This window comes from Streptomyces sp. NPDC001732, assembly GCF_053596315.1.
Window position 1 is genome coordinate 36,154 of sequence record NZ_JBSFFY010000036.1, and the last position, 23,786, is coordinate 59,939.

The window sequence follows — 23,786 nt, forward strand, 5'->3', positions numbered from 1 at the left end:
GGTGGTGGTCCTTAGTCCTCGAGCCGGCGCAACGCGGCGACGGCTCGCTGGGTGATTTCTTCAGGGGTGCCGGACACGTCGACCGGGACACCGGCCTCGTCCTCCTGCAGCGGCTGCAGGGCGGCGAACTGCGAATCGAGCAGCGCGGTGGGCATGAAATGGCCCTTGCGCTCCGCCATGCGCCTCTCGATGAGGGCCCGGTCGCCGGTCAGATGGAGGAAGACCGCGTCCGGGGCCCCGGCCCGCAGCCGGTCCCGGTAGGCCCGCTTGAGCGCCGAGCTGCTCACCACTCCGCCGAGCCCCGCCCGGCCGTGTGCCCACCGGCCGATCGCGTCGAGCCAGGGCCACCGGTCCTCGTCGCCCAGCGGGACGCCGGCCGACATCTTGGCGATGTTCGCCGCGGGATGGAAATCGTCGCCCTCGGCGTACGGAACGCCCAGTTCGGCGGCGAGCAGGGGGCCGATCGTGGTCTTGCCGGTCCCTGCCACGCCCATCACCACGACGACGTGGGGGGTGCTCATGGGTGGTGCCTCGCAGTCTTCGTCGATGTCTTCCTCGACATCGGTCCGTCGCGCTACTGAAACCCAAAGGTACGACTTATTCAAGATGCTGTGATGTAAACGTCGTACTTTTTTGCTCACGGGGGCGCCCCGTAGGCTGGTCCCCATGACCACACAGGGCCCCGGGCTGCATACCCATGTGCTGGACACCCTGGGTCTGGAGATCGCCGCGGGGGTGCACCGGCCGGGACAGGTGCTGCGCACCGACGAGCTGGCCCAGCGCTTCGACGTCTCGCGCACCGTCGTGCGCGAGGTGGTCCGCGTCCTGGAGTCCATGCACCTGGTCGAGTCCCGGCGCCGGGTCGGCGTGACCGTGCGGCCCACCGAGACGTGGAACGTGTACGACCCGCAGGTCATCCGGTGGCGGCTGGCCGGCAGCGACCGCCCGCGCCAGCTGCGCTCCCTGACCGTGCTGCGTTCGGCCGTCGAACCGGTCGCGGCCGGTCTCGCCGCCCGCAACGCCACCCCGGAACAGTGCGCGGCCCTCACCGAATGCGCGCTCGGCATGGTCGCCACCTCGCGCGGCGGGCAGCTGGAGGGCTACCTGGAACACGACACCGCGTTCCACCGGATCGTGCTCGACGCCTCCGGCAACGAGATGTTCGCGCGGCTCGGCGACGTCGTCGCCGAGGTCCTGACGGGCCGCACCCACCACCGGGTGATGTTCGAGGACCCCGACCCGGCGGCCGTCACCCTCCACGTCCGGGTCGCCGAAGCGGTGCGCGGGGGCGACGCCGCCGAGGCGGAACGGCTGACGAAGGAGATCGCGGTGGGCGCCCTGCACGAGCTGGACATCCTCGCCCCCTGAGGGCCGTCCCGCGCCCCGGACGTGCGACGGCCCCCGCGGAACGATCCCGCGGGGGCCACCGATGTCCAGCCGGACAGCCGGACAGCCGGACAGCCGGACGTCGGTCGGTCAGCCGCCGTGCCCCTGGTGGCCGCCGTGCCCGGCGCCGTGGTCGAACTTCACCGCCTCGGGCGGCATCACGACGAACGGCCGCATCATGCCCATGTCCTCGTGCTCCAGCAGATGGCAGTGGTACATGAACCGCCCGTACGCCCCGTCGAACCTCCCGAGCACCTTCACCAACTGCCCCGCCGGCACCCGGAAGACGTCCTTCCAGCCCTGCTCGTTCGGCGCCACCGCGATCGTGGTGCCGTGGTCGAACGCCACCGGGGAGCGGGTCCCGCCGAGTGCCGGGTCGAAGCCGTCGACCTCGTACGCCTCCCGGCCCATCACCTGGAAGTCCGCCAGATGGATGTGCATCGGGTGCGTCGGACCGCCCAGGTTGAGGAACGACCACTGCTCGAACGAGCCCTCGCCGACCGTGAAACCGAGACCGTCGTTGAAGGTCCGCGCGATCCTGCGGTACGTGCGCACCGTGCCGTCCTCGCCCCGGATCTGGACGACACCGTCCGAGGGCACCGGCACCGTCGCCGGGTCCTCGACCTCCGCCATCTCCCAGATCTCCGGGTGACCGCCGCCGCCGACCGTGCCGGGCGCCGTCAGCACCACGAGCCGGTGCCCGTGCTCCACCCGGCCGTGCTCGTACCGCCGGAAGGAACCCGACAGCACCTCGGGCAGCTCGAAACCGTCCCGCCGCCCCGTCTCCCGCACCCGGAACTCCATCACCTGCGGGAACGGCACGTTCGCCGCCGGGTCCGGCACCCCCGGCGCGAGCCTGCCGCTGTTGACCAGCCGGACCCGGCGCCCGGCCAGCGCCGAGAAGTCCACCAGCAGGTCCAACCGTTCGGCCGGGGCGATCGTCAGCCGCGGCAGCGCCTCGTCGAAGTCGACCGGCACCGGACGGGGCAACAGCCCGCCGTCGCTGCCGATCTGCCGGATCACCCCCGGCACCGGGTTGTTCTCCTCGTCCACCAGCACCAGATCGTAGATCCGCGCGTTGGACGCGTTGACGAGCCGGAAGCGGTACCAGGCGTCGTCCACCTCCAGATGCGGCCAGATGCGGCCGTTGACCGTCGTGTACGGGCCGAAGAACGGCAGCGACACCGGCTTCCCGGTCTCCGGATCGGCCTCGGTGATCACCGTCGTCTTGTGCAGCAGCCGCCCGTTGAGCCGGCCGTCCGCGTCGGTGTCCAGATTGCGGTCGGCGAGGATCAGCGGCAACTCCCGCCCACCGGACGGCAGACCGAGCGCGTCCTCCTCGTCGTCCCTGATCAGATAGGTGCCGACGAGCCCGGCGTAGACGTTCCACCGGGTGATGTTCATGGCATGGTCGTGATACCACCACTGGGCGGCCTGATGGTCGTTCGGATACTCCGACAGCTGCGCGTCGCCGAAGCCGACCGCGTTGTCCGCCCAGCCGTCGTTGCCGCCACCGGTCTGCGCCCCGTGCAGATGCGTCACTGTCCAGGCGGGCAGCGCGGCGACGTCCGGATCCGGCTCGACGCCGTCGCGTCCGGGACGGTTGTGCGGTGCCGGTTCGCCCTGCTTCACCGGGCCGACCTCCACCGCCGTGACCGGGTACTCGCTGCCCCTGGGGATGCGGTTGGTCCAGGCGATCCTGATCCGCTCCCCGCGCCGCACCTCGATGGTCGGCCCCGGCACCGTGCCGTCGTACCCCCACATCAGCGTCGGCGGCAGCTGCGCGTGCAGCCGCACCCAGGTGGGCGACAGCGCGATCTCGGTCTCGCGGAGCACGTCACCGCTCTGCGGGCGGAGCACCCGCGGGACGGGCAACGCGTCGACGTACGGCACGAGTCCGCCGGCCGGCGCCACGGGCGCGACCGCCCCGGCAACCGGTCCCGGATCCTCGGCCCGCCGGCCTGCCCGCTCCGTGGTCTCAGTGATCTCGATCAAGGTTTCCCCCCATGATCCGTCATTTCACTGCTGGTGGACCACGAGACCCCTGCCCCCGCAGGTATCGGTCCGGCAGCCCCTGCGCATCGAAGGACGGCCCGGAAGACGCCGGAGTTCAGCGATATGCGGCATCTGACCGAAAATGGCATCTCCCGCCGGGGGTGCGGCAGTTGTTTCCCGCCAACGCGGCGCGCCGCCGTGACACCCTCACGGGGCGTACGGTTGTCCGCGTTCGATCTTCACGAAATGACGGAAACAGGGAGACCGCGGTATGTCGCAGCAGGTGCAAGGAGTCATCGCACCGGGAAAGAACGAGCCGGTACGGGTCGAGACGATCGTGATCCCGGCCCCGGGCCCCGGTGAGGCCGTGGTGAAGATCCAGGCGTGCGGCGTCTGCCACACCGATCTGCACTACAAGCAGGGCGGGATCAACGACGACTTCCCGTTCCTGCTCGGCCACGAGGCGTCCGGCGTGGTGGAGTCCGTCGGCGAGGGCGTCACGGACGTCGCCCCCGGCGACTTCGTCGTCCTCAACTGGCGGGCCGTGTGCGGCCAGTGCCGGGCATGTCTGCGCGGCCGCCCCTGGTACTGCTTCGACACCCACAACGCGAAGCAGAAGATGACGCTGCTCGACGGCACGGAGCTGTCGCCCGCGCTCGGCATCGGCGCGTTCGCCGAGAAGACCCTGGTCGCCGCCGGCCAGTGCACCAAGGTCGACCCGGAGGTCTCCCCGGCCGTCGCCGGGCTGCTCGGCTGCGGCGTGATGGCGGGCATCGGCGCCGCCATCAACACCGGCCAGGTCGGCCGCGGCGACTCGGTCGCCGTGATCGGCTGCGGCGGCGTCGGCGACGCGGCGATCGCGGGCGCCCGGCTGGCCGGCGCGGCGAAGATCATCGCCGTCGACATCGACGACCGCAAGCTGGAGACGGCGAAGACGATGGGCGCCACGCACACCGTCAACTCCCGCTCCACCGACCCGGTCGAGGCGATCCGCGCCCTGACCGGCGGCAACGGGGCGGACGTGGTCATCGAGGCGGTCGGCCGCCCGGAGACGTACAAGCAGGCCTTCTACGCCCGCGACCTCGCGGGCACCGTCGTCCTGGTCGGCGTCCCCACCCCGGAGATGCAGCTGGAACTCCCGCTGCTCGACGTCTTCGGCCGCGGCGGCTCGCTCAAGTCCTCCTGGTACGGCGACTGCCTGCCCTCGCGCGACTTCCCGATGCTCGTGGACCTGCACCAGCAGGGCCGGATCGACCTCGCCGCGTTCGTCACCGAGACCATCGGGCTCGGCGACGTCGAGCAGGCGTTCGCCCGGATGCACGACGGCGACGTGCTGCGCTCGGTGGTGATCCTCTGATGGCCGCCCGCATCGACCACCTCGTCACCTCCGGCACCTTCGCCCTCGACGGCGGGGAGTGGGACGTCGACAACAACGTCTGGATCATCGGGGACGACGCCGAGGCGATCGTCGTCGACGCCGCCCACGACGCCGCCGCCATCGAGGCCGCGCTGAACGGCCGTACGCTGCGCGCCATCGTCTGCACGCACGCGCACAACGACCACATCGACGCGGCCCCCGCCCTCGCCGCCGCCACCGGCGCGCCGGTCCTGCTGCACCCCGACGACCTGCCGCTGTGGGAGCAGACCCACCCGGACCGCGCCCCGGACGGCGAACTGGCCGACGGCCAGGTGCTGGAGGTCGCCGGAACCACCCTCCGGGTGCTGCACACCCCGGGACACGCCCCCGGCGCCGTCTGCCTGTACGCCCCCGAGCTGGGCACCGTCTTCACGGGCGACACGCTGTTCCAGGGCGGCCCCGGCGCCACCGGACGGTCCTTCTCCCACTTCCCGACCATCGTCGCGTCGATCCGGGACCGGCTCCTCACCCTGCCGCCGGAGACCGCCGTCCGCACCGGACACGGCGACTCCACGACCGTCGGCACGGAGGCCCCGCACCTCGACGAGTGGATCGCCCGCGGTCACTGAGAACAGGCCGGGCGGCCTTCCGACCGGAGGCCGCCCGCCCCGCTCCGGGACCGCGGGCGCTCACCGGTCCGGCCACGCGGCCAGCCGCAGCCCGCTCTCGAAGCGGCGCGCCTCGCCCGTGACCGGATCGGTGAACTCCAGGACCCGGGCGAGGAGCTGCAACGGCCGCGACCAGTCGTCCGGGGCGCGCTCCGGCTCGACCACCGGATAGACCGGATCGTGCGTGATCGGCAGCCCCAGACCGTTCATGTGGACCCGCAGCTGGTGGGTCCGCCCGGTGGCGGGCAGCAGCCGGTAGCGGCCGATCCCCTTCCGGTGCTCCAGCAGCTCGATCCGGCTCTCGCTGTTCGGCTCGCCCGGCTCCTCGCGGGCGGCGACGACCCCGCGCTCCTTCACGATCCGGCTGCGCACCGTCCGGGGAAGGGCCGTGCGGGGATCGTACGGCGCCACCGCCTCGTACTCCTTGCGCACCAGACGGTCCCGGAACATCGTCTGGTACGCGCCCCGCTCCCCGGACCGTACGACGAACAGGACCAGGCCCGCGGTCAGCCGGTCCAGCCGGTGCGCGGGCTGGAGCTCGGGCAGATCCAGCTCCCGGCGCAGCCGGGCCACCGCGGTTTCGGTGACGTGCCGGCCACGCGGGGTGGTCGCCAGGAAGTGCGGCTTGTCCGCGACGACGAGATGTGCGTCCCGGTGCACGACACCGACCGGGAACGGCACCGGCTCCTCCGGTGCGAAATCCCGGTGGAACCACAGGTACCCGCCCGCCTCGTACGGCTCGTCGGCGGACACCGGGCCCCGCACGGAGACGAACCGCCCCTCGGCGAGCATGGCGTCCACCCGGGCCGCCCCGATCGCGTCCCCGAACCGCGCCACCAGATGATCGCGGACCGTCGGCCACGCCCCGTCCGGGTCCTCCGGGAGCCGCAGCCGCACCGGATCGATCCCTTCCCGCTGCGCCAGCGGCGCCGCCGGGGCCTTCGCACGCCCCCTCATCGGGGTCCGCCCACCCGTACCGCGCTGCTCATGATGCCGGCTCCTCGTCTCGTCTCCCGGGTGTCGGTACCGTCTCGCCGTCCACCCGGCCGTCGCCCCTCGCACGGGCGCAACGCAAAATGCCGGTCAGGATCTCTCCTGACCGGCACTCGCCGCTGTGTCCGAGGGGGGACTTGAACCCCCACGCCCGATAAAGGGCACTAGCACCTCAAGCTAGCGCGTCTGCCATTCCGCCACCCGGACAAGGTGTCTGTCTCGCGGGCCACTGCCCGTTCCGACGTGGAAAACAATAGCAAACATTCGAGGGTGCTCGATCACGCCCCGGACTGCGCGAAGGACGCATGACGAGGGGCGGGTGCCCTTGGGCGCGCGGGCCATGAGCGGGAGGATGAGGAGGAGCACCGCAGCCACAGTGGAAGGAAACAGCGTGAGCGAGACCAGTACGGCCCGGACGGTCTCAGGCGAGGACGAGGTCGTGGACCTCTGCCGTGAGCTGATCCGGATCGACACCAGCAACTACGGGGACCACTCGGGGCCGGGGGAGCGGCGCGCCGCCGAGTACGTCGCGGAGCAGCTCGCCGAGGTCGGGCTGGAACCCCGGATCTTCGAGTCCCACAAGGGCCGGGCCTCGACGGTGGCACGGATCGAGGGCGAGGACCCGTCCCGGCCCGCGCTGCTGATCCACGGCCACACCGACGTGGTTCCGGCCAACGCGCACGACTGGACGCACCACCCGTTCTCGGGCGAGGTCGCGGACGGCTGCGTGTGGGGCCGAGGCGCGGTCGACATGAAGGACATGGACGCGATGACCCTCGCGGTCGTCCGCGACCGGATGCGCAGCGGCCGCAAGCCCCCGCGCGACATCGTCCTCGCCTTCCTCGCGGACGAGGAGGCGGGCGGCACGTACGGCGCGCGGTACCTGGTCGACAACCACCGCGACCTCTTCGAGGGGGTCAACGAGGCGATCGGCGAGGTCGGCGGTTTCTCCTTCACGGTCAACGAGAACCTGCGGCTCTACCTCGTCGAGACGGCCGAGAAGGGCATGCACTGGATGCGGCTCACCGTGGACGGCACCGCCGGCCACGGCTCGATGACCAACGACGACAACGCGATCACCGAGCTCTGCGAGGCGGTCGGACGGCTCGGGCGGCACAAGTGGCCGGTCCGGGTGACCAAGACCGTGCGCTCCTTCCTCGACGAACTGTCCGACGCGCTCGGCACCCCGCTCGACCCGGAGGACATGGAGGCCACGCTCGCCAAGCTGGGCGGCATCGCCAAGATGATCGGCGCCACGCTCCGCAACTCCGCCGCCCCCACCATGCTCGGCGCCGGCTACAAGGTGAACGTGATCCCCGGCCAGGCCACCGCCCACGTCGACGGCCGGTTCCTGCCCGGCTACGAGGAGGAGTTCCTGGCCGACCTGGACCGGATCCTCGGCCCGCGCGTGAAGCGCGAGGACGTGCACGGCGACAAGGCGCTGGAGACCAGCTTCGACGGCGGGCTCGTGGACGCCATGCAGGTCGCCCTGAAGGCGGAGGACCCGATCGCGCGCGCCGTGCCGTACATGCTCTCCGGCGGCACCGACGCGAAGTCCTTCGACGACCTCGGCATCCGCTGCTTCGGCTTCGCCCCGCTGAAGCTGCCGCCGGAGCTCGACTTCGCGGGCATGTTCCACGGCGTGGACGAGCGGGTGCCGGTGGACGGCCTGAAGTTCGGCGTGCGGGTGCTCGACCGTTTCATCGACAACTGCTGACCCGCTGCCGGTTTTCGCCGAATTCCCGCGCCAATAATCGACAGCGCGTGCGCATTTGACTGGAACGGGTGAAAGGAACCATACGCTCGTAGCCCGATTACTTCTTCCTCGTTACACGTGATGCGGTCCGCGGCTGGGGCCGCATTGCCAACTAGGAGGAATCATGATCAAGAAGGTCGTCGCTGCTGCGGCTGTCACTGGTGGCCTGGTGCTCGCGGGTGCGGGCATGGCCGTCGCGGACTCCGGTGCCCAGGGCGCCGGTGTCGGCAACCCCGGCGTGATCTCGGGCAACGTCGTCCAGGCGCCGATCCACGTTCCGGTGAACGCGTGCGGCAACACGATCAGCGTGATCGGGCTGCTGAACCCCACCTTCGGCAACACCTGCGTCAACGCCTGACGTTGTGCGTCAACCCTTGAGGGTTTGAATCCGGTCGGCCCCGGAGTGCATGCCATGCACTCCGGGGTCGCTGGTACCCCGCCCCCGCACGGTCGAGTCCGGGGGTTCTCCGGAAGGTTTAGAAGGCAGGAAACACCTATGCGACAGGTCACGCGCAAAGGCCTGATCACCATGGCGGCCGCCGGTGGCGCACTCGCGCTGAGCGGCGGTTACGCGCACGCCGACGCGGGAGCGTCCGGCGGCGCAACGGATTCCCCGGGGGTGCTTTCAGGGAATTCGGTACAGATTCCGGTTCACGTGCCGGTCAACGTGTGCGGCAACTCCGTGGACGTCGTGGCGCTGCTCAACCCGGCGTTCGGAAACACCTGCGGGAACGGCTCGCAGGACGGCTCCCAGGGCAAGCACGCCTCCGGCAGCCAGGTCTCCGGCGACCTGACCGACGCGAGCCGGCCGGGCACGGGCAAGCACCGGGCCCCGCTCGGCGGCGGGGCGACGGCCCAGGGCGTCGCGAAGGGCTCGCCGGGTGTGCTGTCCGGCAACAACGTCGCGGTGCCCGTCGACATCCCCGTGAACGTCTGCGGGAACAGCATCACCATCGGGGGGCTGCTCAACCCCACCTTCGGCAACGACTGCGAGAACGGCACGGACGTCGTCACGCCGCCCGTCGAGCCTCCGGTCACCGAGCCCAAGCCTCCGACACCGGAGAAGCCGAAGCCTCCGACACCGGAGAAGCCGACCGTGCCGACCGTGCCGACCGTGCCGAACAAGCCCGAACCGCAGCACGTCGAACAGCTTGCGCACACCGGCGCGGGCGGGCTCGACCTGCTGGTCCCGGCGAGCGCGGGGCTGCTGCTCGCGGGTGCGGGCACCATGCTCTACCGCCGCGCCCGACTGTCCGCATAACGGACCGGAGCGGCGACGCGAGCACGCCGAAACGGACGGGCCCCGCCACCGCGGGGCCCGTTCCGTCTCACCAGGTGGCGCGGAGCTGGCGGATGATCCGTCGGCGCAACCGCACTCTGCGGCTGCCGTCGCGACGCAGCGTCAGCCGGTCCAACTCCCAGTGACCGTACTCGGCGTGGTCGGTCAGCAGGCGGGCCGTCTCCTTGCGGGAGAGCCCGCGCGGTACGTACACATCGACAAATTCGTATTCCGGCATCGCATCTATTGTGCGGGCAGAGCCCGGGTACGGATAGCGTCTGCACCATGTCTGATGCTGCGCAGCCCACCGCTGCCGAGGTACGCGCCGCCGCGGAGGCGGTCAAAGCCGCGCTCGACCACCATCTCGCGGCGGTCGAACGCCGTACCGGGGACGACGACACGGCCGTCTACGACGCGTTCAACGCACTGGCCGCTGCCGCCGAGTCCTACGACGAGTTGCTCTACGACCGCTACGACGAAGTCACCCCCTTCGAGATCCCGGGGGCGGAGGACGCCCTGCCGCCGTACACCGGACCCGAGGAACCGAACGCGCTCAGCGTGCTGATCCGGCGCGACTACGCGGTGGTGGAGCCGCCGAGGCTGCTCGCCCAGGCCCAGCGGATCGCCGACCTCGATCGGGACGACCGGAGCGAGAACGCCGCGGTCGTCGGCTCCAGCGTCCACGCGGCGCTCGGAGTGCTCTTCGGCGAGTACGAACCGGACGAGATCGCCTCCAGGCACGCGGAGTTCGGGCTGGAGGAGGGCGACTCCACGCTGTGGGTCACGGCCGCCGACGAACTCCCCGAGGCGGGGGAGTGGCTCGGCGCGCCGTTCGACGAAGCGGATCCGCAGCTGGTGGTCTGCCGCTTCGACGTCAGCGCCGTCTTCGACGAGGACGAACCGGAAGAGGAACCCCGCATGGTCGTGGACGGTTCCTGACCCGCCGGGCGGGCCCGCGACCGGGCCCGCCCGACGGCCGTGTCACCGGGCGGACGCCTCCAACAGGGCGCGCAGCCGTGTCGTGCGGTCCTGGGCCGGGGGGCGGGCGACCGCTCGCGGGAGCGCCTGGTCCACCCCGTGGACGACGGACAGATGACGTTCGCCGCGGCCGAAGGCGGTGTACACCCAGGTCCGGTCGAGCCCCTGCGCCGCGTCCCCCGGCAGCACGACCACCACCGCGGGCCACCGCATTCCGGCCGCCTGGTGGGCGCTGAGGGCCCAGCCGTGGCGCACGGAGGACTCCACCCGCTCCTGCGGTACGACCACCTCCGTGCCCCCGCAGTCCAGATGCAGGCCCTCGGCGTCCGCCGAGACGACCACCGCGGGCACGGTCCTGCCGGGCGCCGGGACGTGGACGACGCGGTCGCCCGGGTCGAAGCCGCCGAACCGCCCCGGACCGGGGTTGAGCCGCTGCTTCAGCGCCGCGTTCAGCGCACGGGTCCCCGCCGAGCCGCCGTGGCCGACGGTGATGACCTGGGTGTCGGACGACGGTACGCCGATGGCGCGCGGCACCGAGTCGGCCACCAGCTGCACGGTGCGGTGCACCGCCTCGCCCGCGTCGCGCACGGGGACGATCACCACTTCCTTGCCGGGCGCCTCGACCTGGTTCAGCTCGCCGATGCCGATGCCGGAGACCAGCTCGCCGATCGGCCCCGGGTCGGGGGTGCGGGAGGCGACCTGCGGGCAGGCACGGGCCGCGAGCACATCCGCGAACACCCGGCCCGCACCGGCCGATCCCAGCACTCCGGGGTCACCGCTGAGCACCAGACGGGTGCCGTCGGCGAGGGACTCGACCAGCATCGCGGCGGTCTCGACGTCCAGCTGCGGGGCGTCGAGCACGACGAGCAGGTCGACGGCGATCGCGCCCTCCTCGTCCCGTCCGGGTCCCTCCGCGCCGGAGAGCAGCCCGGCGAGCGTGACGGCCGTCGCCCGGTCGCCGGTCGCGTCGGCCAGCCGGCGTCTGCCGTCGGCGCTGTGCGTGGCACCCAGGGCGCGCAGCCCCAGGCCGCGGGCCGCGGTGATCAGGGCGGCGGGTTCGGCCCTGGCGGCCTCGCCGCCGGTGTGCGCCACGAGGCCGTGGGCCGCGACCGCGCGGATCAGCTCGGATGCCGAGGGGGAGCCCGCGGCCGAGGCCGCCTCCGTCCAGTCCGCGTCCTTCTCGCAGGCGTTGACCAGCCGGGCGAGGCCGTCGGCGAGGCTTTCCTCGGCGAGTGCGTAGCGGTCGAGGCCGAGCAGCACCCGCGCCGGTTCCTGCCCGGCCCCGTCGGCGTCGGCGCCGGGTTCCTCGGGGGCTCCGGACTCCGGCTCCTCCTCCCCGTCCCGGAAGGCCAGGACGACGCCCTCGGAGACGGCGTGCTCCACGGCCGCGGCGGGGTCGGTCACCGAGCGCTCGGCGAGCGCGGCCCCCACGGTCGCGGCGTCCTGCGCCGTGTGGCCCCGGAGCGCGGCCCGCTCCAGCAGATGGCCGATCAGGGCGGCGGTCCGCCGCTCGTCGTCCGGGCCGCATCCGGCACCGAGCAGGACCCGGGCGAATCCGTCCGCCTGCTCGGGCCGGACCCCCGCCACGGCCAGCAGGCGCCACGGGTCCTCGCGCAGCGCTTCGGCGGCCTGCGCGCCGAGTGCTTCGGCCACCGGGCCCGCCAGCGCCGCCGGGGCACCGCCCTCGGCCAGTACGGCGGCGGTCGCGGCCAGGACCTCGGGCGAGGCGCTCCGGGGCGCCGGTGCCGGTTCGGGGGCGCGCGGACGTGCCGGGGCGGGCGAAGGCGCGGCCCGGCGGGGTGCTGCGGCGGGGGCGGGGGCGGGCCGGTCGAGGAACGGGGTGGCGGGCTTCTCGCCGCTCTCCACGGCCCGCACGGCGGCCAGCAGGTCGGCCGCCGTGCCGCTCAGCTTCGCCCCGGCGGTGATCGGGCCCTTCTTCTCGGCCTTGCGCTTCTCGATCCGCTCCCGCAACTCGCGCTGGGCGGCGAGCTCGGCCTCGGCCTCGGAAAGCGCGGGCGCGGCGTCGGACCCTTCTCCGCCGGTCGTCTCGCCCTCGCCGTTGCCGCCGGTCGTCCCGGCTCCGGCCCCGGTCGTCCCGGCTTCGCCTTCGGTCCCGGGGGCGTCCGCTGCGGCCTCGTCCCCGTCCTCGGCGGGGGAGGGGTCCACGACGGCGCCGTCGTCGTCGGCGGCCGGGGAGCCGGGGGTCTCCCCCCGGGGAAGCGCAGTCACAGCGTGCTCCAGTCCTGGTCGGGATAGCGGTGCACGGGCGCCGACACGTCGTCGAGCGCCTGGCAGATCTCGTCAGGAAGACTAAGCGCCTCCACTGACAATGCCTCCGTGAGCTGCTGCGCGTTGCGCGCGCCGACGATCGGGGCCACCACTCCGGGCCGGTCGCGCACCCAGGCGAGCGCCACCTGGAGCGGGGTCGTGGCCAGACCGTCCGCGGCCGTGGTCACCGCGTCCACGATGCGGCCCGCCGCCGTGTCGAGGTACGGCTCGACGAACGGGGCCAGCAGCTCCGAGGCGCCGCGGGAGTCCGCCGGGGTGCCCGTCCGGTACTTTCCGGTCAGCACCCCGCGGCCCAGCGGCGAGGAGGGCAGCAGCCCGACACCGAGGTCGAGGGCGGCAGGCAGCACCTCGCGCTCCACGCCCCGTTGCAGCAGCGAGTACTCCATCTGCGTGCTTGCCAGCCGGGTGCGCGCCCCGGGCGCGGCGAGCTGCCAGGTCGCCGCCTTCGCCAGCTGCCAGCCGCAGAAGTTCGACACCCCCGCGTACCGGGCGCGCCCCGTGGAGACCGCCAGGTCCACCGCCTGGAGGGTCTCCTCCAGCGGGGTCCCCGGGTCGAAGGCGTGGAGCTGCCAGAGATCCACGTGATCCGTGCCGAGCCGCTCCAGGGAGGCGTCCAGCGCGGCCAGCAGATGCCCGCGCGACCCGTCGAACCTGCGGTACGGGTCGGCCACGCTGCCCGCCTTCGTCGCGATGACCAGGTCCTCCCGCGGCACCAGGCCCGCGACGAGCCGCCCGAGCAGGTACTCGGCCTCCCCGCCGCCGTAGACATCGGCCGTGTCGACCAGTGTGCCGCCCGCTTCCCAGAAGGCCTTGAGCTGTTCGGCGGCGTCGTGCTCGTCGGTGTCCCGGCCCCACGTGAGGGTGCCGAGCCCGATCCGGGACACTCGAAGGCCGGTCCGGCCGAGATGCCTCTGCTCCATGGGCGCTGAGATTACTGGCCAGAGCCCCACCCGGCGGAAGCCCGTGGACGGCCACGTCCCGAAGTCACCCCTGACGGAACCCGGGACCGCGCGCTAGAGTCCGGGGTCCAGGACGTTACTGATCGGTAAGGGAGCGGTTATGCGGCTCGGCATCAATCTCGGTTACTGGGGCGCGGGAATGGACGGCGACAACCTGGCCGTCGCCCAGGAGGCCGACCGGCTCGGGTACGACGTCTGCTGGGCGGCCGAGGCGTACGGCTCCGACGCCCCGACCGTGCTCGCCTGGGTCGCGGCCCGGACCGAGTCCATCGACGTCGGCTCCGCGATCATGCAGATCCCGGCCCGTCAGCCCGCCATGACGGCGATGACCGCCGCCACCCTCGACTCGCTCTCCGGCGGCCGGTTCCGGCTCGGCCTCGGCGTGTCGGGGCCGCAGGTCTCCGAGGGCTGGTACGGCGTCAAGTTCGACAAGCCGCTGGCCCGCACCCGCGAGTACGTCGAGATCGTCCGCAGGGCGATGTCCCGCGAGCGGCTCTCGTACCGGGGAGAGCACTGGACCCTGCCGCTGCCGGACGGTCCGGGCAAGCCCATCAAGCTGACCGTCCACCCGCAGCGCGAGCACATCCCGCTCTACATCGCGGCGATCGGCCCGAAGAACCTGGAGCAGACCGGTGAGATCGCCGACGGGGCGCTGCTGATCTTCCCCTCCGCGGAGCACCTGGAGGACACCGCGCTGAAGTATCTGCGGGCGGGCCGTGAGAAGGCCGGCCTGACCATGGACGGCTTCGACGTGTGCCCCACCCTGCCGCTCGCCGTCGGCGACGACGTCAACGCCCTCGCGGACATGTTCCGCCCGTACACGGCCCTGTACGTGGGTGGCATGGGAAGCCGCAAGCAGAACTTCTACAACCAGCTCGCGCAGCGCATGGGCTACGAGAAGGAAGCCGCCGAGATCCAGGACAAGTACCTGTCCGGCGACAAGAACGGCGCGGCCGCCGCCGTGCCGCACCGGCTGATCGACCAGACCACCCTGCTCGGCCCGATCGAGCGGATCGCCGAGCGGATGCAGGCGTACGCCGCCGCGGGCGTCACGACCCTGACCCTGGCCCCGGCCGGCTTCACGCTCGACGAGCGGATCACGGCCCTGCGGGCGGGCACCGACGCGCTGGAGCGCGCCGGACTCGCGTGACCCCCCGCCGCTCCCGGGTCCGGGGGAGCGGCATCACGGCCGTGGCGGGGGCTCGGGGCCTCCCCGCCACGGCCGTTGTGCATATCAACGCGCCAGGGGGCGGACGGTTACGCGGACCGGCGTGCGGCACGTCGCCGTGCGCCGGTCGGGTGTCGCGCCGCCACCCCGTCCGGCGTAGCCGGGGCCCGCTCCTGTTGCCCGGGTGGGCGCGTCGCATTTGACTGTCGCTCGGCGGATGCCGGTACGGAGGTGGCAGTGATGCTCTCGGCGAAGAGGTTGTTCCAGGAGATCCTCGACGACGACGAGGCCTTCCGGCTGTTCTGTTCCATCGCGGCCGGCGGGGAGTCCCAGGGCGGCTGGGAGAACGGCCGCATCGCGGCCCTGGCGCCCGAGAGCCAGCGGGCCCTGGCCCCCAGAATCGCACGGCACGGCGCCGACGAGGACAAACACGGCAGGATCTTCGGCGCGCTGCTGAGGAAGCGAGGTCTGCGGCCGGTGGAGGTGCCGCGCGAGACCGACTACACGATGCTGCTGGAGCGGCAGGGCATCGGCCTCGGCCACGAACGGCTGCGGCTGGACGAACCGCTCCTCGAAAGCGACATCATCACCTATCTCGCCCACAGCCGGGTCACCGAGCAGCGCGCCTCCGAACAGATGCGGCTGCTGCGCAAGCACTTCGCGGACCACCCCGACCTCGGCCGCGCCGTGAAGATGATCTCCGACGACGAGGACAACCACCTCGCGTACTGCCACGAGGAACTGCTCCGCCTCGCCCGCGCCGGGCACGGCCGTACGATCCAGCGCACCCTGCGCGAGTGCGCGCTCGCCGAGATCCGGGTGTACCGCGACGTCAGCCTCGCCGTGATGGCGCACATGGGCCGCATCCTGGGCTGGTCCCGGGCCAGGGCGGCGGTACTGGCCGCGGGCATCCACGGCGTCCACGCCTACGAACGGCTCGTGGGCTGGCGGCGCATGGTGAGCCTGGAACAGCCCGAGCGGCGCGACCCCCTGGGCGGTCCCGCCGCACCGGCGCCGGAGTTCGCCTGAGCCGGGCGGGCGGGGCGCCGGGCCGCCCCCGGGAACGGGCCGCGCCGCCCCGGACCGTCAGAGCCAGCCGCGCCGCTTGAACTGCCGGTACAGGGCGAAGACCACGGAGGCCATCAGCGCGATCACCGCCGGGTACGCCCACCCCCAGCGGAGCTCCGGCATGTGCTTGAAGTTCATGCCGTAGATCCCCGCCACCATGGTCGGCACGGCGGCCATCGCCGCCCAGGCCGAGATCTTGCGCATGTCGTCGTTCTGCCGCACCCCCACCTGGGCCAGATGGGCCGAGAGGATGTCGGAGAGCAGCCGGTCCAACCCCTCCACGTACTCGTTCGCGCGCGTCAGGTGGTCGTTCACGTCCCGGAAGAACGGCTGCGAGTGCTCGTGGACGAACGGCACGTCCGCGCTCGCCAGCCGGGCCATGGGGGCCCCGAGCGGCCCGGCGGCCCGGCGGAACTCCAGGATCTGCCGCTTGAAGGTGTAGATGCGCGACGCGGTGTTCTTGTCGCCGCCCCCGCCGGCCGGGGCGAACACCTGCGTCTCCAGCTCCTCCAGGTCGGCCTGGAGCTCGCCCGCCACCTCGATGTAGTGGTCGACGACCGCGTCGCTGATCGCGTACAGCACCGCGGTCGGCCCGTGCTTGAGCACCTTCGGCTCGGCCTCCAGCCGGCGCCGCACCGCGGCGAGCGGCGAGCCCTCCCCGTGCCGGACCGTCACGACGAACGAGTCGCCTATGAAGGCCATCAGCTCGCCGGTGGTGACCGTGTCGTCCCGATGGTCGTACACCACCGGTTTGATGACCGCGAAGAGCGAGTCGTCGTACACCTCCAGCTTGGGACGCTGATGCGCGCTCAGGGCGTCCTCCACCGCCAGCGGATGCAGCCCGAACTCGCTGCTGACGAGGTCGAACTCCTTCTCCGTGGGTTCGTGCAGCCCGATCCAGAGGAACGCGTCCCCGGTGGCCCGTGCCTCGGCGAGGGCAGCGGAGAGATCGGCGGGGCCGTCCGTACGGCGCCCGTCCCGGTAGATGGCACAGTCCACGATCACGGCGCGCATTCTTCCCTGCCGCGGTCCCCTGCGCACCCCGTGGGCGGTGGCGGCCTACGCTGGCCCGTATGCCCACCCTGATCCTCGTACGCCACGGACGTTCCACCGCCAACACGGCCGGTGTGCTCGCGGGCCGCACCCCCGGTGTCGGGCTCGACGAGCGCGGGGCCGCGCAGGCCGCGGCGCTGCCCGGACGGCTGGCCGCACTGCCCCTGGCCGCCGCCGTCAGCAGCCCCCTGCAGCGGTGCCGGGAGACCCTGCGGCCGCTGCTCGACGCCCGCCCGGAGCTCGAACTGCACACGGAGGAACGGATCAGCGAGTGCGACTACGGCGACTGGTCGGGGCGCAAACTCGCCGAACTCACCGACGAACCGCTGATGGACGTCGTGCAGCAGCACCCTTCGGCCGCGGCGTTCCCCGGCGGCGAGTCCATGCGCGCCATGCAGGCGCGCGCGGTCGACGCCGTCCGGGACTGGAACGCCCGGATCGAGGCCGGGCACGGCGAGGACGCCGCCTATGTGATGTGCTCGCACGGCGACATCATCAAGGCCCTGGTCGCCGACGCGCTCGGTCTGCACCTCGACCTCTTCCAGCGGATCCAGGCCGACCCCTGCTCGGTCACCGCGATCCGCTACACCAGGCTGCGGCCCTTCCTGCTGCGGCTCGGCGACACCGGCGACCTCGCTCCGCTGGCGCCCCGCGAACGCGGCGACGCGACGGACCCCGAGCGGCGCCCGGACGCGGACGCGGCGGTCGGCGGCGGCGCTGGGGCGCCGTGATCGCTCCGCGCAGTAGGGTGGACGCGCCGTAGGCGCCGTTCCCGGGGTGTCTCCCCGGGCCCCGGTCGCCCCAACCACCCTCGATCTTCAAGGGAGACAGGACGTGTCCCGTCAGGTGTTCCTCTACGACCCCCCGGACCGTTTCGTGGCCGGCACGGTCGGGTTGCCTGGACGCCGTACGTTCTTCCTGCAGGCATCCTCAGGCGGACGTGTCACCAGCGTGGCCCTGGAGAAGACCCAGGTCGCCGCGCTCGCCGAGCGGATCGACGAACTGCTCGACGAGGTGGTGCGGCGGACCGGCGGCAACTCCCCGGTGCCCGCCGTGGCCCCCATGGACGTCACCGACACGGCCCCCCTGGACGTTCCCGTCGAGGAGGAGTTCCGGGTCGGCACGATGGCCCTCGCCTGGGACGGCGAGGAACAGCGCATGATCGTCGAGGCCCAGGCGCTGGTCGAGCTGGACGTGGAGTCCGACGAGGACCTCGCGGAGGCCGAGGAACGGCTGCTGCAGGACGAGGAGAACGGCCCGCCGATGCTCCGGGTCCGCCTCAGCGGCGCCCAGGCCCGAGCCTTCGCCAAGCGCGCCCTGGACGTGGTGAACGCCGGGCGCCCGCCGTGCCCGCTGTGCAGCCTGCCGCTCGACCCGGAAGGACACGTATGCCCCCGCCAGAACGGATACCGTCGCGGAGCCTGACCGGCACCGATGACGGCACGGACCGGCTCGCCCTGCTCGCCGAGGGCGAACTCACCGTCCTCGGGCAGGTCCGCGGCGCCTCCAACGCGGTGCTGTACTGCAGGGTCGCGCGCGACGGCGAGGAGGCGACCTGCGTCTACAAGCCCGTGGCCGGTGAACAGCCCCTGTGGGACTTCCCGGACGGCACACTGGCCCGGCGCGAGGTGGCCGCGTACGAGATCTCCGAGGCGACCGGCTGGGGCCTCGTGCCGCCCACCGTGCTGCGGGACGGGCCGTACGGCGAGGGCATGTGCCAGCTGTGGATCGACGCCGCGCCGCAGGGCGACGAGGACGGCGGGACGGGCGAGCCCCCGCTGCTCGCGCTCGTCGAGGACGAGGAGCCCGGCCAGGGCTGGAAGGCCGTCGTCCGCGCCGAGGTCGGCGAGGGGAGGACGGCCCTGCTGGTCCACGCGGACGACCCGCGGCTGCGGCGGCTGGCCGTTCTCGACGCCGTCATCAACAACGGGGACCGCAAGGGCGGCCACCTGCTGCCGGCGCCCGGCGGCCGGCTCTACGGCATCGACCACGGCGTGACCTTCAACGCCGACGACAGACTGCGCACCCTGCTCTGGGGCTGGGCGGGGGAGCCGCTGACGGCGGAGGCCATCGAGGTCGTCGACCGGCTGGGGACGGAACTCGCGCCGGGAACCCCGCTCGTCACCCGGCTGGCCGAGCTGATCACCGCGACCGAGATCGAGGCGCTGCGGGGCCGGGTCGCGGGGCTGCGGAGCTCGGGGCGGCATCCCGGGCCGAGCGGCGAATGGCCGTCGATCCCCTGGCCGCCGGTGTGAGAAAATCGGCCGAACGGGCGGCGGGGGAGCCGGCCCCGGAGGCCCGTTCCGTACGTGGCAGCAGATGAGGCCGCTCCGCACAAGAACGCCTCTTCGGCCAGGATTCCGGTATCCGGTTCGTATCCGGAACATCCATCCGGTTACGCTCGTGGCATGCATGCCTGGCCCGCTTCTGAGGTCCCCGCCCTGCCCGGCAAGGGCCGCGACCTTCGGATCCACGACACCGCGACCGGCGGACGGATCACTCTCGACCCCGGTCCCGTCGCCCGTATCTACGTCTGCGGCATCACGCCGTACGACGCGACCCACATGGGTCACGCGGCGACCTACAACGCGTTCGACCTCGTGCAGCGCGTGTGGCTCGACACCAAGCGGCAGGTTCACTACGTCCAGAACGTGACCGACGTGGACGACCCGCTCCTGGAACGGGCCGTGCGCGACGGCCAGGACTGGACCGAGCTCGCGGAGCGCGAGACGGCCCTGTTCCGCGAGGACATGACCGCACTGCGCATGCTCCCGCCGAAGCACTACATCGGGGCCGTCGAGGCGATACCCGGCATCGTCCCGCTCGTCGAGCGGCTCCGGGACGCGGGAGCCGCCTACGAGCTCGACGGCGACGTGTACTTCTCCGTCGAGGCCGACCCGCACTTCGGCGAGGTCTCCAACCTCGACGCCGAGGCGATGCGGCTGCTGTCCGCGGAGCGCGGCGGCGACCCGGAGCGCCCCGGCAAGAAGAACCCGCTCGACCCGATGCTCTGGATGGCCGCCCGCGAGGGCGAGCCGAGCTGGGACGGCGCCTCGCTCGGCCCCGGACGGCCCGGCTGGCACATCGAGTGCGTCGCCATCGCCCTGGACCACCTCGGCATGGGCTTCGACGTCCAGGGGGGCGGCTCCGACCTCGTCTTCCCGCACCACGAGATGGGCGCCTCGCACGCCCAGGTGCTGACCGGCGAGCACCCCTTCGCCCGCGCGTACGTGCACGCCGGCATGGTCGCCCTGGACGGCGAGAAGATGTCCAAGTCCCGGGGCAACCTGGTCTTCGTCTCGAAGCTGCGCCGCGACGGCGTGGACCCGGCTGCGATCCGCCTCGCGCTGCTCGCGCACCACTACCGGTCCGACTGGGAGTGGACCGACCAGGTGCTCGCCGACGCCGTCGAACGGCTCGGACGGTGGCGCTCCGCCGTCTCCCGCCCCGACGGACCGTCCGCCGAGGCCCTGGTCGAGGAGATCCGCGAGGCCCTCGCCGACGACCTGGACGCGCCGACGGCCCTGGCCGCCGTGGACCGCTGGGCCGAGCGGCAGGCCGCCGAGGGCGGCAGCGACGAGGGCGCCCCCGGCGTCGTCTCGCGTGCCGTCGACGCGCTGCTGGGCGTCGCCCTGTAACACCCTCGCGCGGCGACGCCGCACCGAGCTCCACCGGACGATTCGGCCGAACCGGCCCCGGACTTCTCGACGAAGTTCGGGGCCGGTTCCGTTTTGTCCATGGTCAAGTGCTCGCTACTGCGCTAAAAGCGCTCTATGCAATCATCAACGCGCATCAGAGTGGCGGCAGTTGCAGCCTTGCTGGGATTGGTGGCCGTCTTCACGGGCCCCGGTGCCCCGGAGGCGGGAGCCGTCGAACCGGACACCACGGTCGGCGACCTGACCGGGTTCTTTGCCGACGGAGCCGTCTACCGCCTGAAGGCCGGCGCCGCCGAGGCCCGCGTCAGCTTCGTCTCCACCGAGACCTTCCGCATCGAACTCGCCCCGGACGGGGCCTTCTCCGACCCGACCGGCGACGACATCGTCCTGCCGCAGGGCGCCCCGCCGCGCACCCGGTGGGAGGAGCGCGGCGACCGCTACGAGCTGTCCACCGCCGACGTCACCCTGCGCGCCTACAAGTCGCCCCTGCGCTTCGCGCTGTACCGCGCCGACGGCACCCGCCTGTGGTCCGAGTCCAAGGGGCTGAGCTGGAACGGCGAACGGACCGTCCAGACGCTCGACCGGGGCGCGGACGAGCAGTTCTACGGCGCGGGCATGCAGAACGGCCGGGGCAACACCTCGCACCGCGGCAAGACCGTCGAGGTCGGCGTCGACTACAACTGGAACGACGGCGGCCACCCCAACTCGGTGCCGTTCTACCTCTCCTCGGCCGGGTACGGCGTCTTCCGCAACACCTACGCCCCGAACACCTACGCCTTCACCGACCCGGTGACCACCAGTGCGCAGGAGAAGCGCTTCGACGCCTACTACTTCGCGGGCGACAGCGCCAAGGACGTCATCGGGCAGTACACGAAGCTCACCGGAAAACCGTTCCTGCCGCCCGTGTACGGGCTGGAGATCGGCGACGCCGACTGCTATCTGCACAACGCCAACCGCGGCGAGCGCCGCACGCTGGACGCGCTGAAGGTCGCCGACGGCTACGTCGAGCACGACATGCCCAACGGCTGGATGCTCGTCAACGACGGCTACGGCTGCGGCTACGAGGACCTCGGCGAGACCGCCGAGGGCCTCCGGGACCGCGGCATGCAGCTCGGCCTGTGGACCGAGGACGGCATCGACAGGATCGCCGACCAGGTCAGGGCGGGCCAGCGGGTCGCCAAGCTGGACGTCGCCTGGGTCGGCGAGGGCTACAAGTTCGCCCTGGACGGCTGCAAGGACGCCTACCGGGGCATCGAGGACAACAGCGACGCCCGCGGCTTCACCTACGCCCCCGAGAGCTGGGCGGGCGCCCAGCGCTGCGGCGTCCAGTGGTCCGGGGACCAGTACGGCACCTGGGACTACATCCGCTGGCAGATCCCGACCTACGCGGGCGCCACCATGTCCGGTCTCGCCTACACCACCGGCGACGTGGACGGCATCTTCGGCGGCAGCGCCAAGACGTACACCCGCGACCTCCAGTGGAAGATGTTCCTGGGGACCACGATGACGATGGACGGCTGGGCGGCCAGCGACAAGCAGCCGTTCCGGTACGGGGAGCCGTACACCTCCGTCAACCGCGACTACCTCAAGCTCAAGGAGTCGCTGCTGCCCTACCAGTACTCCTACGCGCACGAGGCGACGAAGACCGGCGTCGGCATGGTCCGCCCGCTCGTCCTCGAATTCCCGGACGACCCGAAGGCCGCCTCGGACGCGGCGAAGTACGAGTTCATGTCCGGCGAGGACTTCCTCGTCGCACCGGTCTACCGGGACAGCACCGAACGCGACGGGATCTACCTGCCGAAGGGCACCTGGACCGACTACTGGAGCGGCCGCACGTACGAGGGGCCGACCACCGTGGACCACTACGCCGCGCCGCTCGACACCCTGCCGCTGTTCGTCAGGGGCGGCGCCGCCGTGCCGATGTGGCCGGGCATCCGCTCCTACGAGGACCGCACCGCCGACTCCCCGCTCGCCTGGGACGTCTACCCGCGCGGGAAGTCCTCCTTCACGCTGTACGAGGACGACGGGGTCACCCGGCAGCACCGCGAGGGCAGGTACGCCACCCAGCGGGCCGACGTGGACGCACCGGTCCGGGGCGCGGGCGACGTCACCGTGCGGATCGGCGCGAGCGAGGGGCGGTTCACGGGCAGGCAGAGCACGCGCCCGTACGAGTTCACGGTGCACACCGGCTCCGCCCCGAGCGCGGTCGAGCTCGGCGGGAAGCTGCCCCGGCTGGGCTCCGCCACCGCGTACGAGGCCGCGGAGCAGGGCTGGTGGTACGACCGGGACGACCGCGGCGGCGTCGTGAAGATCAAGACCGCCCCGCTGTCCACCGACAAGAAGTTCACCGTGAGGCTGAAGGGCACCAGCGCGGTCGGCGGACGGAACCCCGCGGCGCTCGCCGCGGTCTCGGCCCCGTCCGGGCAGGAGGTCGGTGCCGGGGCGGAGGCCACCGTCGCCGTCGACGTCACCGCGGGCAGCGCCGACGCGACGGACGTCCGGGTCGGCCTGGAGGTCCCCGAGGGCTGGCAGGTGGCCCGGACCGCGACGGTGGACCGGATCCCGGCGGGCACCACCCGGCGGGTCGAAGTGTCCCTCACTCCCGCGAAGGACGCCACGGCGGGAGAGGCACGGATCACCGCACTCGTCCGCTACCGCTCGGCCGGCGAATCCCGGACCACCACGCAGCGGTTCGCGGCCGGGGTGATGCCGCCGCCGCCCACCGGCGAGGCATGGGCGAGCGATCTGGTGTGGCTGAAGTCCACCAACGGCTACGGACCGGCCGAACGGGACCGCAGCAACGGCGAGTCGGGGGCGGCCGACGGGAAGACGCTGACCCTCGCGGGCAGGACGTACGAGAAGGGCATCGGCACCCACGCCGACTCCGACATCGAGGTCTACCTCGGCGGGCGCTGCACCGCGTTCACCGCGGACGTGGGCATCGACGACGAGATCAACGGCTACGGCGAGGTGGCGTTCTCCGTCGAGGCGGACGGCAAGGTGCTGTGGACCTCGCCGAAGGTGACCGGGGCCTCGGCGATCGTACCGGTGGACGTGAAGCTCGACGGGGCGCGCCATGTGCACCTGAAGGTCACGGACACCAACGGCTCCAGGACCGGTGACCACGGGGACTGGGCCGCGGCGCGGTTCAGCTGTTCCTGACCGGGCCGGACAGCGGCGG

At 72.4% G+C, this 23,786-nt stretch carries 21 protein-coding genes and 1 tRNA gene; 14 read left to right on the forward strand and 8 right to left on the reverse strand.

Features of this window, described 5'->3' with window-relative positions:
* Positions 1–11: 11 nt before the first annotated feature.
* Positions 12–521 (reverse strand): gluconokinase, encoded by a 510-nt coding sequence (locus ACWCXX_RS27530; RefSeq protein ID WP_451131738.1) that lies wholly within the window; start codon positions 519–521, stop codon positions 12–14.
* A 145-nt stretch (positions 522–666) separates the two neighbouring features.
* Between ACWCXX_RS27530 and ACWCXX_RS27535 the strand changes: the two genes are divergently transcribed.
* Positions 667–1,368 (forward strand): FadR/GntR family transcriptional regulator, encoded by a 702-nt coding sequence (locus ACWCXX_RS27535; protein WP_451131740.1) that lies wholly within the window; start codon positions 667–669, stop codon positions 1,366–1,368.
* 108 nt (positions 1,369–1,476) lie between these two features.
* On the opposite strand, the gene phsA is transcribed toward ACWCXX_RS27535, so the two are convergent.
* Positions 1,477–3,372: an O-aminophenol oxidase PhsA gene (phsA, locus tag ACWCXX_RS27540; protein ID WP_451131822.1), complete on the reverse strand. Its 1,896-nt coding sequence runs from the start codon at positions 3,370–3,372 to the stop codon at positions 1,477–1,479.
* Between the two features lie 280 nt (positions 3,373–3,652).
* Here phsA and ACWCXX_RS27545 point away from each other — a divergent pair, with 280 nt between their 5' ends.
* The gene (locus tag ACWCXX_RS27545; protein WP_451131742.1) at positions 3,653–4,738 is read left to right on the forward strand and encodes an S-(hydroxymethyl)mycothiol dehydrogenase; all 1,086 of its coding nucleotides are present in this window, start codon (positions 3,653–3,655) and stop codon (positions 4,736–4,738) included.
* On the forward strand, positions 4,738–5,367 hold the full coding sequence (locus ACWCXX_RS27550) for an MBL fold metallo-hydrolase (protein ID WP_451131744.1): 630 nt from the start codon (positions 4,738–4,740) through the stop codon (positions 5,365–5,367). The genes ACWCXX_RS27545 and ACWCXX_RS27550 overlap by 1 nt, the downstream gene beginning before the upstream one ends.
* A 60-nt stretch (positions 5,368–5,427) precedes the next feature.
* On the opposite strand, the gene ACWCXX_RS27555 is transcribed toward ACWCXX_RS27550, so the two are convergent.
* Together ACWCXX_RS27555 and ACWCXX_RS27560 are read right to left on the reverse strand one after the other, a co-directional pair.
* Positions 5,428–6,363: a pseudouridine synthase gene (locus ACWCXX_RS27555; protein ID WP_451131746.1), complete on the reverse strand. Its 936-nt coding sequence runs from the start codon at positions 6,361–6,363 to the stop codon at positions 5,428–5,430.
* 158 nt (positions 6,364–6,521) lie between these two features.
* A tRNA-Leu gene (locus ACWCXX_RS27560) sits at positions 6,522–6,606 on the reverse strand.
* A gap of 184 nt (positions 6,607–6,790) precedes the next feature.
* Between ACWCXX_RS27560 and ACWCXX_RS27565 the strand changes: the two genes are divergently transcribed.
* The 3 genes from ACWCXX_RS27565 to ACWCXX_RS27575 all read left to right on the forward strand — a co-directional run bounded on the left by ACWCXX_RS27565 (position 6,791) and on the right by ACWCXX_RS27575 (position 9,416).
* On the forward strand, positions 6,791–8,116 hold the full coding sequence (locus tag ACWCXX_RS27565; protein ID WP_451131748.1) for a M20/M25/M40 family metallo-hydrolase: 1,326 nt from the start codon (positions 6,791–6,793) through the stop codon (positions 8,114–8,116).
* Positions 8,117–8,279: 163 nt separating this feature from the next.
* Positions 8,280–8,513 carry a chaplin gene (locus tag ACWCXX_RS27570; RefSeq protein WP_451131750.1) on the forward strand — a complete coding sequence of 78 codons (234 nt, stop codon included), beginning with the start codon at positions 8,280–8,282 and terminating at the stop codon, positions 8,511–8,513.
* A gap of 138 nt (positions 8,514–8,651) precedes the next feature.
* Positions 8,652–9,416 (forward strand): chaplin, encoded by a 765-nt coding sequence (locus ACWCXX_RS27575; protein ID WP_451131752.1) that lies wholly within the window; start codon positions 8,652–8,654, stop codon positions 9,414–9,416.
* Positions 9,417–9,483: 67 nt separating this feature from the next.
* Here ACWCXX_RS27575 and ACWCXX_RS27580 read toward each other — a convergent pair whose 3' ends face one another.
* Positions 9,484–9,672 (reverse strand): DUF5703 family protein, encoded by a 189-nt coding sequence (locus tag ACWCXX_RS27580; RefSeq protein ID WP_451131754.1) that lies wholly within the window; start codon positions 9,670–9,672, stop codon positions 9,484–9,486.
* 47 nt (positions 9,673–9,719) lie between these two features.
* Here ACWCXX_RS27580 and ACWCXX_RS27585 point away from each other — a divergent pair, with 47 nt between their 5' ends.
* A complete protein-coding gene (locus ACWCXX_RS27585; protein ID WP_451131756.1) occupies positions 9,720–10,373 on the forward strand; it encodes a hypothetical protein in 654 nt (217 codons plus the stop codon).
* 42 nt (positions 10,374–10,415) lie between these two features.
* Here the strand turns inward: ACWCXX_RS27585 and ACWCXX_RS27590 are convergent, their stop codons facing one another.
* Together ACWCXX_RS27590 and ACWCXX_RS27595 are read right to left on the reverse strand one after the other, a co-directional pair.
* Positions 10,416–12,641 carry a helix-hairpin-helix domain-containing protein gene (locus ACWCXX_RS27590; RefSeq protein WP_451131758.1) on the reverse strand — a complete coding sequence of 742 codons (2,226 nt, stop codon included), beginning with the start codon at positions 12,639–12,641 and terminating at the stop codon, positions 10,416–10,418.
* Positions 12,638–13,621, reverse strand: a complete 984-nt coding sequence (locus ACWCXX_RS27595; protein WP_451131760.1) for an aldo/keto reductase — start codon at positions 13,619–13,621, stop codon at positions 12,638–12,640. Before ACWCXX_RS27595 ends, ACWCXX_RS27590 begins: the two co-directional genes overlap by 4 nt.
* A 139-nt stretch (positions 13,622–13,760) precedes the next feature.
* Here ACWCXX_RS27595 and ACWCXX_RS27600 point away from each other — a divergent pair, with 139 nt between their 5' ends.
* Together ACWCXX_RS27600 and ACWCXX_RS27605 are read left to right on the forward strand one after the other, a co-directional pair.
* A complete protein-coding gene (locus ACWCXX_RS27600; RefSeq protein ID WP_451131762.1) occupies positions 13,761–14,810 on the forward strand; it encodes an LLM class F420-dependent oxidoreductase in 1,050 nt (349 codons plus the stop codon).
* A 258-nt stretch (positions 14,811–15,068) separates the two neighbouring features.
* On the forward strand, positions 15,069–15,857 hold the full coding sequence (locus tag ACWCXX_RS27605; RefSeq protein ID WP_451131764.1) for a ferritin-like domain-containing protein: 789 nt from the start codon (positions 15,069–15,071) through the stop codon (positions 15,855–15,857).
* Positions 15,858–15,914: 57 nt separating this feature from the next.
* Here ACWCXX_RS27605 and corA read toward each other — a convergent pair whose 3' ends face one another.
* On the reverse strand, positions 15,915–16,910 hold the full coding sequence (gene corA / locus ACWCXX_RS27610) for a magnesium/cobalt transporter CorA (protein ID WP_451131766.1): 996 nt from the start codon (positions 16,908–16,910) through the stop codon (positions 15,915–15,917).
* 59 nt (positions 16,911–16,969) lie between these two features.
* Here corA and ACWCXX_RS27615 point away from each other — a divergent pair, with 59 nt between their 5' ends.
* The 5 genes from ACWCXX_RS27615 (at position 16,970) to ACWCXX_RS27635 (ending at position 23,767) form a co-directional block, all read left to right on the forward strand.
* On the forward strand, positions 16,970–17,680 hold the full coding sequence (locus ACWCXX_RS27615) for a histidine phosphatase family protein (RefSeq protein ID WP_451131768.1): 711 nt from the start codon (positions 16,970–16,972) through the stop codon (positions 17,678–17,680).
* A 103-nt stretch (positions 17,681–17,783) separates the two neighbouring features.
* A complete protein-coding gene (locus tag ACWCXX_RS27620; RefSeq protein WP_124718684.1) occupies positions 17,784–18,374 on the forward strand; it encodes a DUF3090 domain-containing protein in 591 nt (196 codons plus the stop codon).
* Positions 18,338–19,204 carry an SCO1664 family protein gene (locus ACWCXX_RS27625; RefSeq protein ID WP_451131770.1) on the forward strand — a complete coding sequence of 289 codons (867 nt, stop codon included), beginning with the start codon at positions 18,338–18,340 and terminating at the stop codon, positions 19,202–19,204. The genes ACWCXX_RS27620 and ACWCXX_RS27625 overlap by 37 nt, the downstream gene beginning before the upstream one ends.
* A gap of 153 nt (positions 19,205–19,357) precedes the next feature.
* Positions 19,358–20,587, forward strand: a complete 1,230-nt coding sequence (gene mshC / locus ACWCXX_RS27630) for a cysteine--1-D-myo-inosityl 2-amino-2-deoxy-alpha-D-glucopyranoside ligase (RefSeq protein WP_451131772.1) — start codon at positions 19,358–19,360, stop codon at positions 20,585–20,587.
* Between the two features lie 135 nt (positions 20,588–20,722).
* A complete protein-coding gene (locus ACWCXX_RS27635; RefSeq protein WP_451131774.1) occupies positions 20,723–23,767 on the forward strand; it encodes an NPCBM/NEW2 domain-containing protein in 3,045 nt (1,014 codons plus the stop codon).
* Positions 23,768–23,786 lie beyond the last annotated feature (19 nt).

Bases quoted from the DNA above. Each gene is read 5' to 3' on its own strand.
- ACWCXX_RS27575 (WP_451131752.1), top strand. From the start codon at position 8,652: ATGCGACAGGTCACGCGCAAAGGCCTGATCACCATGGCGGCCGCCGGT.
- ACWCXX_RS27635 (WP_451131774.1), top strand. From the start codon at position 20,723: ATGCAATCATCAACGCGCATCAGAGTGGCGGCAGTTGCAGCCTTGCTG.
- ACWCXX_RS27550 (WP_451131744.1), top strand. From the start codon at position 4,738: ATGGCCGCCCGCATCGACCACCTCGTCACCTCCGGCACCTTCGCCCTC.
- ACWCXX_RS27580 (WP_451131754.1), bottom strand. From the start codon at position 9,672: ATGCCGGAATACGAATTTGTCGATGTGTACGTACCGCGCGGGCTCTCC.
- ACWCXX_RS27615 (WP_451131768.1), top strand. From the start codon at position 16,970: ATGCCCACCCTGATCCTCGTACGCCACGGACGTTCCACCGCCAACACG.
- ACWCXX_RS27555 (WP_451131746.1), bottom strand. From the start codon at position 6,363: ATGAGGGGGCGTGCGAAGGCCCCGGCGGCGCCGCTGGCGCAGCGGGAA.
- ACWCXX_RS27530 (WP_451131738.1), bottom strand. From the start codon at position 521: ATGAGCACCCCCCACGTCGTCGTGGTGATGGGCGTGGCAGGGACCGGC.
- ACWCXX_RS27605 (WP_451131764.1), top strand. From the start codon at position 15,069: ATGCTCTCGGCGAAGAGGTTGTTCCAGGAGATCCTCGACGACGACGAG.
- ACWCXX_RS27585 (WP_451131756.1), top strand. From the start codon at position 9,720: ATGTCTGATGCTGCGCAGCCCACCGCTGCCGAGGTACGCGCCGCCGCG.
- corA (WP_451131766.1), bottom strand. From the start codon at position 16,910: ATGCGCGCCGTGATCGTGGACTGTGCCATCTACCGGGACGGGCGCCGT.
- ACWCXX_RS27535 (WP_451131740.1), top strand. From the start codon at position 667: ATGACCACACAGGGCCCCGGGCTGCATACCCATGTGCTGGACACCCTG.
- ACWCXX_RS27600 (WP_451131762.1), top strand. From the start codon at position 13,761: ATGCGGCTCGGCATCAATCTCGGTTACTGGGGCGCGGGAATGGACGGC.
- ACWCXX_RS27545 (WP_451131742.1), top strand. From the start codon at position 3,653: ATGTCGCAGCAGGTGCAAGGAGTCATCGCACCGGGAAAGAACGAGCCG.
- ACWCXX_RS27625 (WP_451131770.1), top strand. From the start codon at position 18,338: ATGCCCCCGCCAGAACGGATACCGTCGCGGAGCCTGACCGGCACCGAT.
- mshC (WP_451131772.1), top strand. From the start codon at position 19,358: ATGCATGCCTGGCCCGCTTCTGAGGTCCCCGCCCTGCCCGGCAAGGGC.
- ACWCXX_RS27595 (WP_451131760.1), bottom strand. From the start codon at position 13,621: ATGGAGCAGAGGCATCTCGGCCGGACCGGCCTTCGAGTGTCCCGGATC.
- ACWCXX_RS27570 (WP_451131750.1), top strand. From the start codon at position 8,280: ATGATCAAGAAGGTCGTCGCTGCTGCGGCTGTCACTGGTGGCCTGGTG.